This window comes from Pseudomonas sp. P65(2024), from assembly GCF_057480955.1.
In genome coordinates, this window is record NZ_JBLIYX010000013.1 from 1 (window position 1) to 13,041 (window position 13,041).

A 13,041-nucleotide genomic window follows, 5' to 3' on the forward strand; every position below is an offset into this window, starting at 1 on the left:
CGGGGTTCCCTCACTCCGGCCTTGCTCCCGGGAGGACCGCGCTGCAGGGCCCATCCTGGGCCCCAGCGCTTGACGGGCATCCATGCCCGTCACCTCCCTCCGCAAGTCCTGCGTTCGGCCTCCTGAAGTCGCGAAGTTACGGGCGGCGCCTGAACTGGCGCAGCTGTCGCTAGTTGGAGATTTATTAATCTTTCGATCGTTTCGCGGGGCAAGCCCGCTCCCACGCAATAGTCGTCGTTATATATAACCCTGTAGGAGCGGGCTTGACCCGCGAAAGGGCCGGAACAGTCAATACATAACTAATAGTGAAACAACTAACTTCGCGCTTCTTGCTCTTGCTCTTGCTCTTGCTCTTGCTCTTGCTCTTGCTCTTGCTTCTAAGCGCGCGGTAGTTCAGGCGCCACCAATTGCGACTTCAGGAGGCCGAGCGGAGTTCTTGCGAAGGGAGGTGACGGCCATGGATGGCCGTCAAGCGCTGCGCCCCAGGATGGGGCGTTCAGCGCGGTCCTCCCGGGAGCAAGAACGGAGCGAGGGAACCCCGGAGCGTAGCGCAGGGGCCGGATGAACGGAGCGGAACGGTTTTGCCTACTTTTCCCTAGAGAAAAGTAGGTCGCCGTAAAGGCGAAAAGGTGACTAAATGTCGACATCACCTACGAATGCGCATACAAAAATCAAAACAATCTCCCCGAACCCGAACCTAATCAACTGGACGGCTTATCGTCACTCCCAACCCCCTGCTGCTGCCCACCCCGCGACTGATCCGACAAGGGCACGCCCCCCTGGGCAACCTGCTCAGCCTGCTGCCGCTGCAGCGCCCACTGATCGCTCCGTTCCTTGAGGCGATCAGCACCACCTTCCGCAAAAGCCGAACCCGCCGAGATCATTACTAAAAGTGCGAGCACAGATGCTAAGGATTTGTTCACCGGAAAACCTCCATTGATTGACCTTGAAACCGGCCACCCTGGCAGCCGGATCGAGGCAAGAATGGAGGCCACGGATTTTCCCAGGATTAACACACCCCGTTCAGTTGGCCAGCAACTGCTCGTGCACCCACCCCTGAGCCGTGAGCACCATGGATCGGGTTTCCTCCAGCGGTTTGGCCGAGCTGCCCGCCGCCAGCCCAAGCCCGGCGATGTTGGCCTGGACCGCCGCGTCACTGGCCCATACCGGCAGCTCGGTGACCTGGTAGCTGTAGGTCACCTGGGACTGCCGTCGGCCATTGTGCTCGACAGGTGCGCTGAAACCCTTGACGGCGGTGACTCGGGCCTTGCCGAAGCACAGCCCGCCGGTGCTGGCGCCGTTCGCCCTGGGCCGGGCGTCGGCCTTGTAGTAACGCCGGCCCTCGTCGGTCAGGTCATAGGCGTAGTAGATGTCAGTGCGCGCTGGTTGCCACAGGCGCTCCGGCACCTCCGTACGGGCGACTTCCCGCTCGCTGACCACCCCGACCCGGGCCAGGGCGTGCAAGGCCTTGTTGGTGCCCTCCACATCGAAGTCACGGGTGCGGGTGGGGAAGGCACTGATCACGAAACAGTGCGGGTACCGGGTGTCGAGGTAGGCCTGGGCGGCCTGGCGCAGCTCGGCTTCGTCGGGCTGTTGGCCGTCCGAGCAGCCGACCAGGGTCGCCAGCAGTGCCAGCGGTATGATCTTCCTGTCCATTGTAAGGCTTCCTTGAGTTGCCAATTGCAGGGTTGCGCGCCGGCCAGGCCGGCTGGTACGGGATTAGAACCCGCGGGCCAGAGCCCCCGCAATCATGGCAAGACGACATATCCTCGGCGCTGTGCGCTGTTTGGCAACGCCCGCGTTGCGCCAGTTCCGGCAAAATGCCGATGCTCATCCATACTCCTCGGGTCCGCTCCGGCACCTTCGGGCAGCCGTCAACGGACAGACCTGCAACGAGCACAGAGGAGCCGCCGATGGCCAAGGGCGAGGGGAAGAAACGCAAGGGTGACGTCACGGAGAAACTCGGACGCAAGACCTACGAGGCGCAGCTACGGCGGCTGCACGTCGAGCTGGTCAAGCTCCAGCAGTGGGTGGTGGAGAAGGGCCTGAAGGTGTGCATCGTCTTCGAGGGCCGTGATGGCGCCGGCAAGGGCGGCACCATCAAGGCCATCACCGAACGCGTGAGCCCGCGAGTGTTCCGCGTGGTGGCGCTGCCGGCGCCCACCGAGCGCGAGAAGACCCAGATGTACGCGCAGCGCTACCTGACCCACCTGCCGGCGGCGGGCGAGGTGGTGATCTTCGACCGCAGCTGGTACAACCGCGCTGGGGTGGAACGGGTGATGGGCTTTTGCAGCGACGAGCAGGCCCACAAGTTCCTCACCGTGGTGCCGATGTTCGAGCGGATGATGGTCGAGTCGGGGATCATCCTCATCAAGTACTGGCTCGAAGTCAGCGCCGAGGAACAGACCCGCCGCCTGCAGGACCGCATCAGCGACGGTCGCAAACTGTGGAAGCTGTCGCCGATGGACGTCAAGTCCTACACCCGCTGGGACGACTACACCCGTGCCCGCGATGACATGTTCGCCGCCTCCGACTCATCCTGGGCACCGTGGTACCTGGCGCGCTCGGAGGACAAGCGCAAGGCGCGGCTGAACATCATCAGCCACCTGTTGCAGCAGATCCCTTACAAGGACCTCAGCCAAGAGCACAAGGTGTCGCTGCCCAAGCGCGGCAAGATCGGCAAGTACAAGGCGCGGCCTTATCCGTTCAAGATGGTGGCGGAGCGGTTCTGATGCCGCCGATCACTGCGCCTGGCGGGTATCGATGCTCACCACCACCGACATCCCCGGCCGCAGTTGCCTGGCCTCGGGCTGATCGTCATCGACGGTGATCCGCACCGGGATGCGCTGGGCGATCTTGACGAAGTTGCCGGTGGCGTTGTCGGCCTGCAGCAGGGCGAATTCGGAACCGGTGGCCGGGGAGATCTGCTGCACATGGCCGCGCAGCTTCAGGTGGTTGAGCGCATCGACGGTGAAGGTGGCGGGCTGGCCGATGCGTACGTTGGCCATCTGCGTTTCCTTCAGGTTGGCGATCACCCACAAGGTGTCCGGCACCAGCGCCATCAACTGCGCGCCGGGGTTGACGTAGGCGCCCAGGCGGGTGCCGATCTGCCCCAACTGGCCGTCGCGCGGCGCCTTGACCCGAGTGTTGTCCAGGTCGATGCGGGCCAGCTCCACGGCGGCCTTGGCATTCTCCACCGAAGCCTGCAGCGCAGCGCGGTTGACGATCACCGTCTCGCGATCCTGGCGGGCGATTTCCAGCGCGGCCCTGGCCTGGGCCAGGCTGGCGACGGCGGCGGCATGGCTGGCGCGGCTCAGGTCCAGTTCGCGGCGTGACACCGAGCCATCGCTGACCAGCGCCTGGTTGCGCTGCAGGTCGGCCTTGGCCTTTTCGGCCTGGGCTGCCGCGTCGCTGATCGCGGCCTGGCGCTGGGCGATGCCGGCCTCGGCGCTGTTGCGTTGCTGCAGGTTGTTGGCCAGCGCCGCTTCCTGCTGTTTGAGCTGGGCGATGGACTGGGCCAGGCGCTGGGTGTAGATGCGGTCGTCCAGGCGTACCAGAAGGTCGCCCTGCTTGACGAACTGGAAGTCGTGCACCGGCACCTCGACGATATAGCCGCCCAGCTGTGGCCCGATGATCGTCACCTGGCCGCGCACCAGGGCGTTCTCGGTGCTCTCGATGGCGCTGCTGAACGGTGGCAGGCGCCAGGCGTAGAGCACCAGCAGGATACCGGCCAGGGCCACGGCGGCGAAGCTCAGCGACGACAGCAGGCGCACCCGCCGGGTGCGCGCCGGGCTGGTCGGTTCGCTGGGCGGCGGCGTGCCTTCCGGGGTTTCGGCGAGGGCGGTGGTGGTGGTCGTTGGCGTCTCTTGGGTCATCGGCTTGAAGCACCGCTGGTGGAGTGGCTGTAGCGCAGGTACAGGCTGCGAATGAAGATCCAGATCATGGTCAGGATAGCGATGGTACCGATCAGCATGAACACATCGTTGTAGGCCAGCACGTTGGCCTCCCGGGTCGCGGCGTTGGCCAGCAGGCGCATGCCGGCCTCGTTGCGCAGCGCCGGGTCGGCCAATACCCCGGCGTAACCGGCGCCACCGCCCTGCACGCGGGCGCTGACCAGGGGTTCCAGGGCGCTCAGGCGGTCAATCAACTGGCTGGAATGAAACTTCTCGCGCACGGTCTGGAAGGTGCCCAGCAACGCCGAGCCAATCAGTCCGCCGAGGTTGTTGCAGATACCGAACAGCACCGAGAAGCTCACCAGGTTGCGCGGGTTGGCGCGCACATGGCCGATGCCCAGCGCCATCGACGGGCCGACGAAGAAGGTGCTGCCGAAGGCCAGCAGGAACTGGCTGAGGTACATCTGCGCCGGACGGGTCAGGTTGCTCGAGGTGCTGTCCATGAAGGCGCCGGTGGCCATGGCGGCCAGGGAGATGAACAGCGGTAGCACCAGGTGCTGGGGGGTGATGGTCAGGGCGCTGGTGGCCAGCCCGGTGACCGCGCCCAACAGCATCACCGCGTACAGCGCGCGCATCTGCTCGTTGCCCATGTTCAGCGCCTGGAGAAACCCCACGGCGCCGGTGGACTGCTCGGAGATCACCATGCGGATCAGGACCACACACAGGGCCAGGCGGATGATCGCGCCGCTGCCCAGCCAGCGGGTCATCAGCAACGGGTTGCTGCGGTTGTGCTCGATGGCCAGGCCGGAGAGGATCAGGGCGATGGCGGCGGCCAGGGCGACGCCGATCCACGGCGCGTCCAGCCACCAGTCGATGCGTCCCAGCGACAGCGCCGCGCAGAGCAGGGCGGTGCCGCTGGCCATCAGGGTGAAGGTGAGGAAATCCAGGGGTTCGAAGGTCTTGAAGCGATCACCGGGGGGCAGTTTGAGCAGCAGCACGCAGCCCAGCGCGGTCAGGGCCAGGCCCAGCTCGAACAGGTACAGTCCGCGCCACTCGGCGATCTGCAGCAGGTCTTCGGAGAATACCCGGGCCAGTGGCACCGCCAGCTGCGAGGCGCCCAAACCCAGGACCATCGCCTTGAGCCGCCACTGCGCGGGGAAGGCCTGGATCATGTAGTACAGGCCCAGCGAATTCAGCGCGGCGCCGACCATGCCATGGGCGGCGCGCACGGCGATGGCCGAGTTGAGGTCGTTGACGAACAGGTGGGCGAGGGTGACCAGGGCATAAAGCATCAGGAACACCTCGGTGAACGCGCGCAGGCCGAACTCCTGGCGGAACTTCACCAGCAGCAGGTTCATCGACACGTTGGTCATCACGAAGGCGGCCGGCAACCAGGCCATTTCAGCGCTGGTGGCCCCCAGCGCACCCTGCAGGAACGGCAGGTTGGCAACCACCAGGGCGTTGCCCAGACCGCCGGTGATGGCCACCAGCAGGCCGACCACGCCGTAGGCCAGGCGCTTGGCCGGGGCGTGCAGCGGCGTCGAGGGCGAGCCGGGCAGGGTGGGCTTCTCGTGGGGGAGCCACTGGCGGGGGGCGTACTTGTCCATCGGGTTGTCCGTTACCGCGGGTGATCCGACTCTACGTCAATGGCCGGTTGGATGAAAACATCGCTCAAACGCCGAGCGACAGGCGCATGGCGCAGCGGTTGCCCAGGCCATGGGCCAGTTCGCCGGCGAGGATGCCTTGCAGCCGTGTATCGACCTGCGACGCCGGGATGCGCTCGAAGCCATAGCGGGCGTAGAACGGGGCATTCCAGGGGACATCGTCGAAGGTGGTCAGGGTCAGCCAGGGCAAGCCACCCAGGCGCGCGGCCGCCCGCGCCTGGTCCAGCAGTCCACGCCCCAGGCCCTGGCCCTGGACTTCCTGGCGGACCGACAACTCGTGAATGTGCAGGGCGTCGCCTGTGGCGCTGGCGCAGAGGAAACCCAGCGGCTGGTCCTGATCATCCACGGCAACCCAGCTGCCGCCCTCGGTGACGAACGCCAGGTGTTCGGCTTCGCCCAGCACATCGCTGTCGGCCAGCCAGGTCAGGTGCGGCAATTGCCGGAAAGCCTGGGCCGCGGATTGTTCCAGGGCGGGAAGCAGGGGGATGTCGCTGACGAGGGTGGGGCGGATACGCATGGGGGATCAGGACCTGTAGGTGCGATAATGCGCCCGCGCGTTGTCACGCAGGTAGGCGGAGTTTGCCAGATCGGAGTGAGGAGGTGTTGCATTGTGAATGTTATAACGTAACATTTAGCTCTTCCTTCCTTGCAGGGCCCTTACCGTGATTCGCAGAAACCCCTCCGGCCATCTCCCGCAAATTGCTGAGTCGGCCTATATCGACCACACCGCCATCATTTGCGGCAAGGTGATCATCCATGACAACGTGTTCGTCGGCCCCTACGCGGTGATCCGCGCCGACGAGGTGGATGGCAGCGGCGACATGCAGCCGATCGTCATCGGTGCCAACTCCAATATCCAGGACGGCGTGGTGATCCACTCCAAGTCCGGCGCGGCGGTGCGCATCGGCCAGTACAGCTCGATCGCCCACCGCTCCATCGTGCATGGCCCGTGCGAGGTCGGTGACCGAGTGTTCATCGGCTTCAACAGCGTGCTGTTCAACTGCAAGGTCGGCGACGGCAGCGTGGTGCGGCACAACTCGGTGGTCGATGGCCGCGACCTGCCGCCGCGCTTCTATGTGCCGCCCACCGAGCACATCGGCCCGCACACCGACCTGGAGCGTTACCCGCCGGTCAGCGTGTCGGCCTCGGAGTTCTCCGAGGACGTGGCGCGCACCAACATCGACCTGGTCCAGGGCTACAAGGCTCTGCAGAACGAGTTCTGAACATGGACACATTGCTGGTGCGCAACGCACGGCTGGTCAATGAAGGACGCGAGTTCGAAGGCGACATGCTGGTGCGGCACGGGCGCATCGAGCGGATCGCCGGCAGCCTCGACAATGCCCGGGCGACGCTGGAGATCGATGCCAAGGGCGCCTGGCTGTTGCCGGGGATGATCGACGACCAAGTGCATTTTCGCGAGCCGGGGGCGCCGCACAAGGGCAGCATCGCCAGCGAGTCGCGGGCGGCGGTGGCCGGGGGCATCACCAGCTACATGGACATGCCCAACACCAACCCGCCGACCCTGACCTTGGACGCGCTGGCCGACAAGAAGCGGCGGGCGGCGGCGAGTTCGCGGGCCAACTACGGCTTCCATTTCGGCGTGAGCCGCGACAACCTGGACACCATCGCTGCCCTCGATCCGCGCGAAGTGGCCGGGATCAAGGTGTTCATGGGCGCCTCCACGGGCGACATGCTGGTGGACGACCCGCAGGTACTGGAAAAGCTCTTCGTCTATGCGCCGACCCTCGTCCTGGCCCACTGCGAGCACACTCCGAGCATCCTCGAGAACGAGGGCTGGTGGCGGGCCCGCCATGGTGAGTTCATTCCCCCCGCCGCACACCCGCTGATCCGCGACGCCGACGCCTGCTACCGCTCCTCGAGCCTGGCGGTGGAGCTGGCCCGGCGCTTCGGCACGCGCCTGCACGTGCTGCACCTGAGCACGGTGCGCGAGCTGGCGCTGTTCACGCCGGGCCCGGTGAGCGGCAAGCACATTACCGCCGAGGTGTGCCTGCACCACCTGCTGTTCGACGACAGTGACTACGCCAGCCTCGGTCACCTGATCAAGTGCAACCCGGCGATCAAGACCGGTACCGACCGCGATGCCCTGCGCAAGGCCCTGGCCCGCGACCGCATCGATGTGATCGGCACCGACCATGCGCCGCACACTTTGGAGGAAAAGCGCCGCGTGTATACCCGCGCGCCATCGGGGCTGCCGCTGGTGCAGCATGCCTTGCCGGCGGCGCTGGAGCTGGTCAGCGAGGGGCTGCTGAGCATGGCCCAGGTGGTGAACAAGACCAGCCACGCGGTGGCCGAACTGTTCGCCATTCGCGAACGCGGCTTCCTGCGCGAGGGGTATTGGGCGGACTTCGCCATCGTCGAGCGCCTGGCCAGCCCACGGGCTGTCGCTGACGATCCGATCCTGGCGCACTGCGGCTGGACGCCGTTCCAGCAGCGCGCCTTCCACCATGTGGTGCGCAGCACGGTGGTGTCCGGACAGTTGGCCTGGCACCAGGGGCGGGTACGTGACCAATGCCAGGGCTTGCCCTTGATGTTCGACCGCTGAATCCCCCAGATCCCGTCGAAACGGCTCCATGCCGCGAAAAGGCCGCAAGGCGCCCCCAGTGTCCCGGAGTGACCCCCATGACTGAAGAGCAACTGCTGCAACAACCCGCCACTGCTTACATGAACGAACCCCAGCGCCAGTTCTTCCGCAACCTGCTGCTGACCCAGCGCGGCGAGCTGCAGACGCGCATCGAGCAGGAGTTCCGCGCCCTGCGCGAACAGGAAGTGCACAGCGACCCCGCCGACATCGGCAGCGCCGAGGAGGAGCGCCACTGGCAACTGCGCTCGCTGGAGCGGGAGAAGAAGCTGCTGGACAAGATCGACCAGGCGCTGGAGCGCCTGGCCCGTGGCGATTATGGCTGGTGCGAGGAAACCGGTGAACCGATCGGCCTGCGCCGCTTGCTGCTGCGGCCCACCGCGACCCTGTGCGTCGAGGCCAAGGAGCGCCAGGAACTGCGCGAACGGCACGTGCGTGACGACGTTTAGTCAGTGGGCAGACCCTGGGCCTGCAACTGCCAGCGCACGGCGCTGACACCTTTCTCCAGGCTCACCCGTCCGACCAGACGCTCCAGCTGGGTCGGCGCCTGCGGCGTGCCGAGCAGTTCGGCGCGCACTTCCAGGCGTGCCGGGTCGGGCAGGTCCTCGCTGTGCAGTGACTGCAGGCGCAGGCCTGGGTCGCTGAGGCTGTGCAGCATCAGGCTGCGCACTTGGATCTCGTCCTCGGCGCGGCAGACGATGCGCACCTCGTAGCGCTGCTCGACCTCGCTGGCCGACACCACGTCCTGGCGGTCCAGGCGCTGGGCGAGGTCGCGCAGCAGGATGTTGGCGCACAGCACCACCAGGCTGCCCAACGACGCCTCCAGCAGCAGGCCGAGGCTGCACAGCACGCCGACCGCGGCGGTGCACCAGAGGGTGGCGGCGGTGTTCAGGCCGCGCACGTTGAAGCCGTCGCGCATGATCACGCCACCGCCGAGAAAGCCGATGCCCGATACGACATAGGCGGCGATGCGCGAGGCATCGGTGGGCGCCATGCCCGGCACGGCTTGGGTCATCAGCACGAACAAGCAGGCGCCGGTGCTGACCAGGGCGTTGGTGCGCAGGCCCGTCAGACGCTGGCGCAGTTGACGCTCGGCACCGATCAGGGCGCCGAGCAGCAGGGCTACGCTGACGCGCAGCAGAAAGATTTTCCAATCCATAGCGAACTCCGTTCCGCGGGCGATGGCCCGCACGAGCGCCGCCCGCAGACGACGCGAATGAAAGCGAGGAATGCGCAGGGCCACGCGCCTAGCCAGGTGGCAGGGCAGGAAAGGAAGGAGGAATGTTCAGCCACGCTGGGCTGAAGGAAACCACCGTCTACCGAGTGCGGCGAGACAGTGGCAGGAGCGCTGCCGGACTAGCTCGCCGTGTGGGCCTGTCGCAATCGACTGGGGCTACTGTCCAATGCAGGGGACTCCTGTGTGGGGGATGCTTGAATGCGCGGCGGACCATACGCCTTGACCCGTGCAGGGTCAAGGCATGAATCATGACAATTGCATTACGCCAGGCGTTGGCAGACGTAGGCCTGGGTCTGGTACGGGAAGGCAACGCGCTCGCGGCCCTTGAGCGCCGGGTGGTTGTCGACCAGGTCTTGCAACCGGGCCATGACCCTGTCCTGCTCGGCCTGGGGTAGGGCGGCGATGAAGCTGACCGAGCGCAGGCGCTCGAGGATCACCGTCTGCGGGTTGCCTTCATGGACGTGGGGCAGGGTGGTCAGTTGCGGCGCGCTGAAGCGGCTGCCCGCGAAGGCGTCGCGCCAGCGACCCGTGTGGAAACGCGGGGTGTCGCCCTCGTAGGGGGTGATGATCTCGGTGATCCGCGCCACCCAGTCGACCGTTTCGTCGCGCACGTTCCAGATCAGCCCCAGGCGCCCGCCCGGCGCCAGTACCCGGTGCATCCCGCGCAGGGCGGCGGCATCGGCGAACCAGTGGAAGGCCTGGGCGCAGACCAGCACCTGCTGGCTGGCGTCGGCCAGTGGGATATGCTGGGCGGTGCCTTCGAGCACGGGAACCTCGGGGAGTCGCTCGTGGAATCGCTCACGCATGGCGGCCACCGGCTCCACTGCCGTCAGGCGCGGCGCCAGGGCGGTAAGCAGGCGGGTGAACTTGCCGGTGCCGGCGCCCAGGTCGAGCACCGGGGTACCTGCGCCGATGCCCAGGGTGTCGCGCAGCCAGCCCGCAAGGCGCTGGGGTAATCAGGCCGGCCCTGCTCATAGTTGCTCGACTGGCGGGTGTAGCCGGTGCTGGCCGCGGTGTGCACATCCTTCATGGAAAATCCCTCCGAATGACCTGGCGGCAATGGTACCCTTGCGCCTTTCGTTGCCAAACCCCCGGACCGATCCATGTTGTTCAATCTCGCCGTGCTGTTCGCCACCCTGGTGGCCATGGAGGGCGTCGGCACGCTGGCCCACAAGTACGTCATGCATGGCTGGGGCTGGTGGCTGCACCGCTCGCACCACGAGCCGCAGCTGGGCATGCTGGAGACCAACGACATCTACCTGCTGGCCCTGGGGTTGATCGCCACGGCGCTGGTGGCCCTGGGCAAGGCCGGGCATGCGCCGTTGCAGTGGGTCGGCGCCGGGGTGGCGGGGTATGGCGTGGCCTATGTGCTGGCCCACGACGGCTTCTTCCACCGGCATTGGCCCCGCGCGCCAAAGCCGGTCAACCGCTATCTCAAGCGCCTGTACCGGGCGCACCGCCTGCACCATGCGGTGAAGGGGCGCCAGGGCAGCGTGTCGTTCGGGTTCTTCTACGCGCCGCCCTTGCGGGTGCTGAAGCAACAGCTGAAGCGGCGGCGGGGCTGATGGCCCTATCGCGGGGCAAGCCCGCTCCCACGGTACTCGTGGGAGCGGGCTTGCCCCGCGATGTTTTCAATTGACGGTCTCGACCGCGACGTCCTCGCGACGATGCCCTCGACTCACCCACCAGCCAAACCCCGCCGCCGTGAAGAACATGATCAGGCTGTAGATCGCTGCCGGCACCGCCATGGTCGCGTTGTTGAGCAGCGTCGGGCTCAGGGCCAGGGCAATCGCCAGGGTGCCGTTGTGGATGCCGATTTCCATGCCGATGGCGATCGCCTGGCGTTTCGGGATGCTCAGCAGGCGCGGCACCCAGTAGCCCACCGCGAGGCTGAGCAGGTTGAACAGCAGCGCGGCGCCACCGACGATCGGCGCGTACTCGACCACGGTCTGCCAGTCCTTGGCCAGGGCCAGGACGATGGTGAAAGCCAGGAACAGCGCCGCGACGATCTTCATCGGTTTTTCCATGCGCGCGGCGAAACGCGGCGTCCAGTGGCGAATCAGCATGCCCAGCGCCACCGGCAACAGGACGATGGCGAACACCTGCATGACCTTGGCGAACTGCAGCGGGATGGCCTGGTCCGATTCCATGAACCAGATCAGCGACAGGTTAACCAGCAGCGGCATGGTCAGGATGGCGATCAGTGAGTTGACCGCCGTCAGGGTGATGTTCAGCGCCACGTCGCCATGGGCCAGGTGGCTGAACAGGTTGGCGGTGGTGCCGCCCGGAGAGGCGGCCAGCAGCATCAGGCCGACCGCCAGTGCCGATTCGAGGCCGAAGCCGTTGGCGATCAGGAAGCACACCAGCGGCAGCAGCAGGATCTGGCAGACCAGGCCGATCACCACCGGTTTGGGGTACTTCACCACCCGGGCGAAGTCGGCCAGGGTCAGTGACAGGCCCAGACCGAGCATGATGATGCCCAGGGCCAGCGGCAGGAGGGCGGTGAGCAGCGGGGAGGCGGTCATGGGCGGTCTCTCGGGCGAAGGATTCCGAGGAGTGTAGGGGGTGGCGCAACGATAGCTAATCGCAAACGGCGCGCTTTGGTAACCGATTGTTACCGGGGCGAGCGGCCCTGTGTCGCGTTGCGATGCATCGCCCGGCGCAGTAGCATTCGCGCTTTTGCCGAGGATTCGCCTGTCATGCCGTTCCAGCCAGGTCTGCTTGCCACCCCGGTGCCGGCCCATGCCCGTCACCTGTTCTTCGCCCTCGATTCGCTCGAGGCCTTGCCCGCCGTCCTCGACCAGCTGTTGCCGCAGGTCGATGGGCAGCGCCTGATCCTGGGCATCGGCGCGCCGCTGGCCAAGGCCCTGGGCCGCGAAGTGCCGGGCCTGCGCAGCTTCCCGCAACTGGATGCGGTGGTGGAGAACCCGGCGACCCAGCACGCCCTGTGGCTGTGGCTGCGCGGCGCCGAGCGCGGCGAGTTGTTCCTGCGCGCCCAGGCCCTGCAGCAGGCGCTGGCTCCGGCGCTGCGCCTGGTCGACAGCGTCGATGGTTTCCTGCACCGCGGCGGCCATGACTTGACCGGCTACGAAGACGGCACCGAAAACCCGGTGGACGAAGACGCCGTCACCGCCGCCATCGTACCGGGCGATCAGCCTGGACTGGCGGGTTCCAGCTTCGCCGCGTTCCAGCTATGGAAGCACGACCTGGAGTACTTCAAGTCGTTGCCCCAGGCTGAGCAGGACAACATCATCGGTCGCCGCCTGAGTGACAACGAAGAGCTCGACGACGCGCCCGAGTCGGCCCACGTCAAGCGCACCGCCCAGGAAAGCTTCGCGCCGGAGGCGTTCATGGTGCGTCGCTCGGTGGCCTGGACCGACGAGCGTGGCGCAGGCCTGGCGTTCGTCGCCCTGGGCTTCTCGCTGGATGCCTTCGAGGTACAGCTGCGGCGCATGAGTGGGCTCGAGGATGGCGTGGTCGATGGCCTGTACCGCTTCAGCCGGCCATTGACGGGGGGGTACTACTGGTGCCCGCCGTTGGCTGAAGTGGGCGCAGACCTGCGCCTTCTGTTGGGCTGATGGATCCTGGGGCTGCTGCGCAGCCCTTTCGCGACACAAGGCCGCTCCCACACCTGTCAGGCCATGGTTA

The 13,041-nt window shown here is 66.4% G+C and carries 12 protein-coding genes and 1 pseudogene; 6 read left to right on the plus strand and 7 right to left on the minus strand.

Features of this window, described 5'->3' with window-relative positions; translation table 11 throughout:
• Positions 1–1,023: 1,023 nt before the first annotated feature.
• Positions 1,024–1,656: a hypothetical protein gene (locus tag AC25MA_RS17460; protein WP_028688762.1), complete on the minus strand. Its 633-nt coding sequence runs from the start codon at positions 1,654–1,656 to the stop codon at positions 1,024–1,026.
• 257 nt (positions 1,657–1,913) lie between these two features.
• On the opposite strand from AC25MA_RS17460, the gene ppk2 reads away from it, so the two are divergent.
• Entirely contained in the window at positions 1,914–2,732 is an 819-nt protein-coding gene (ppk2, locus tag AC25MA_RS17465) for a polyphosphate kinase 2 (RefSeq protein ID WP_213884153.1), read from the plus strand.
• A gap of 9 nt (positions 2,733–2,741) precedes the next feature.
• Here ppk2 and AC25MA_RS17470 read toward each other — a convergent pair whose 3' ends face one another.
• The 3 genes from AC25MA_RS17470 to AC25MA_RS17480 all read right to left on the minus strand — a co-directional run bounded on the left by AC25MA_RS17470 (position 2,742) and on the right by AC25MA_RS17480 (position 6,074).
• Complete coding sequence (locus AC25MA_RS17470) at positions 2,742–3,875, minus strand: HlyD family secretion protein (RefSeq protein WP_197866256.1); 1,134 nt, start codon at positions 3,873–3,875, stop codon at positions 2,742–2,744.
• Positions 3,872–5,500 (minus strand): MFS transporter, encoded by a 1,629-nt coding sequence (locus AC25MA_RS17475; protein ID WP_486972239.1) that lies wholly within the window; start codon positions 5,498–5,500, stop codon positions 3,872–3,874. The genes AC25MA_RS17470 and AC25MA_RS17475 overlap by 4 nt, the downstream gene beginning before the upstream one ends.
• 64 nt (positions 5,501–5,564) lie before the next feature.
• On the minus strand, positions 5,565–6,074 hold the full coding sequence (locus tag AC25MA_RS17480) for a GNAT family N-acetyltransferase (RefSeq protein WP_197866257.1): 510 nt from the start codon (positions 6,072–6,074) through the stop codon (positions 5,565–5,567).
• Between the two features lie 145 nt (positions 6,075–6,219).
• On the opposite strand from AC25MA_RS17480, the gene AC25MA_RS17485 reads away from it, so the two are divergent.
• The 3 genes from AC25MA_RS17485 (at position 6,220) to dksA (ending at position 8,605) form a co-directional block, all read left to right on the plus strand.
• A complete protein-coding gene (locus AC25MA_RS17485) occupies positions 6,220–6,780 on the plus strand; it encodes a gamma carbonic anhydrase family protein (RefSeq protein WP_062362175.1) in 561 nt (186 codons plus the stop codon).
• Positions 6,781–6,782: 2 nt separating this feature from the next.
• A complete protein-coding gene (locus AC25MA_RS17490) occupies positions 6,783–8,120 on the plus strand; it encodes a dihydroorotase (RefSeq protein ID WP_197866258.1) in 1,338 nt (445 codons plus the stop codon).
• A gap of 77 nt (positions 8,121–8,197) precedes the next feature.
• Positions 8,198–8,605 (plus strand): RNA polymerase-binding protein DksA, encoded by a 408-nt coding sequence (dksA, locus tag AC25MA_RS17495; protein ID WP_028688769.1) that lies wholly within the window; start codon positions 8,198–8,200, stop codon positions 8,603–8,605.
• Here the strand turns inward: dksA and AC25MA_RS17500 are convergent.
• Both AC25MA_RS17500 and AC25MA_RS17505 read right to left on the minus strand, forming a co-directional pair.
• Positions 8,602–9,315: an MgtC/SapB family protein gene (locus AC25MA_RS17500; RefSeq protein ID WP_062362182.1), complete on the minus strand. Its 714-nt coding sequence runs from the start codon at positions 9,313–9,315 to the stop codon at positions 8,602–8,604. The two genes, dksA and AC25MA_RS17500, sit on opposite strands and share 4 nt — an antisense overlap.
• 338 nt (positions 9,316–9,653) lie before the next feature.
• A pseudogene (locus AC25MA_RS17505) lies at positions 9,654–10,423 on the minus strand (class I SAM-dependent methyltransferase).
• A 73-nt stretch (positions 10,424–10,496) separates the two neighbouring features.
• Here AC25MA_RS17505 and AC25MA_RS17510 point away from each other — a divergent pair.
• Positions 10,497–10,958 carry a sterol desaturase family protein gene (locus AC25MA_RS17510; protein WP_062573967.1) on the plus strand — a complete coding sequence of 154 codons (462 nt, stop codon included), beginning with the start codon at positions 10,497–10,499 and terminating at the stop codon, positions 10,956–10,958.
• A gap of 66 nt (positions 10,959–11,024) precedes the next feature.
• Here AC25MA_RS17510 and AC25MA_RS17515 read toward each other — a convergent pair whose 3' ends face one another.
• Positions 11,025–11,918, minus strand: a complete 894-nt coding sequence (locus AC25MA_RS17515) for a bile acid:sodium symporter family protein (RefSeq protein ID WP_028688773.1) — start codon at positions 11,916–11,918, stop codon at positions 11,025–11,027.
• Positions 11,919–12,092: 174 nt separating this feature from the next.
• Here AC25MA_RS17515 and AC25MA_RS17520 point away from each other — a divergent pair, with 174 nt between their 5' ends.
• Positions 12,093–12,971, plus strand: coding sequence for a Dyp-type peroxidase (locus AC25MA_RS17520; protein ID WP_062362189.1), 879 nt, complete (start codon positions 12,093–12,095; stop codon positions 12,969–12,971).
• Positions 12,972–13,041 lie beyond the last annotated feature (70 nt).

Excerpts from the sequence above, each read along its gene's own strand:
- AC25MA_RS17510 (WP_062573967.1), top strand. The coding sequence starts at position 10,497 with ATGTTGTTCAATCTCGCCGTGCTGTTCGCCACCCTGGTGGCCATGGAG.
- AC25MA_RS17490 (WP_197866258.1), top strand. The coding sequence starts at position 6,783 with ATGGACACATTGCTGGTGCGCAACGCACGGCTGGTCAATGAAGGACGC.
- AC25MA_RS17460 (WP_028688762.1), bottom strand. The coding sequence starts at position 1,656 with ATGGACAGGAAGATCATACCGCTGGCACTGCTGGCGACCCTGGTCGGC.
- AC25MA_RS17475 (WP_486972239.1), bottom strand. The coding sequence starts at position 5,500 with ATGGACAAGTACGCCCCCCGCCAGTGGCTCCCCCACGAGAAGCCCACC.
- AC25MA_RS17470 (WP_197866256.1), bottom strand. The coding sequence starts at position 3,875 with ATGACCCAAGAGACGCCAACGACCACCACCACCGCCCTCGCCGAAACC.
- dksA (WP_028688769.1), top strand. The coding sequence starts at position 8,198 with ATGACTGAAGAGCAACTGCTGCAACAACCCGCCACTGCTTACATGAAC.
- ppk2 (WP_213884153.1), top strand. The coding sequence starts at position 1,914 with ATGGCCAAGGGCGAGGGGAAGAAACGCAAGGGTGACGTCACGGAGAAA.
- AC25MA_RS17515 (WP_028688773.1), bottom strand. The coding sequence starts at position 11,918 with ATGACCGCCTCCCCGCTGCTCACCGCCCTCCTGCCGCTGGCCCTGGGC.
- AC25MA_RS17480 (WP_197866257.1), bottom strand. The coding sequence starts at position 6,074 with ATGCGTATCCGCCCCACCCTCGTCAGCGACATCCCCCTGCTTCCCGCC.
- AC25MA_RS17520 (WP_062362189.1), top strand. The coding sequence starts at position 12,093 with ATGCCGTTCCAGCCAGGTCTGCTTGCCACCCCGGTGCCGGCCCATGCC.
- AC25MA_RS17500 (WP_062362182.1), bottom strand. The coding sequence starts at position 9,315 with ATGGATTGGAAAATCTTTCTGCTGCGCGTCAGCGTAGCCCTGCTGCTC.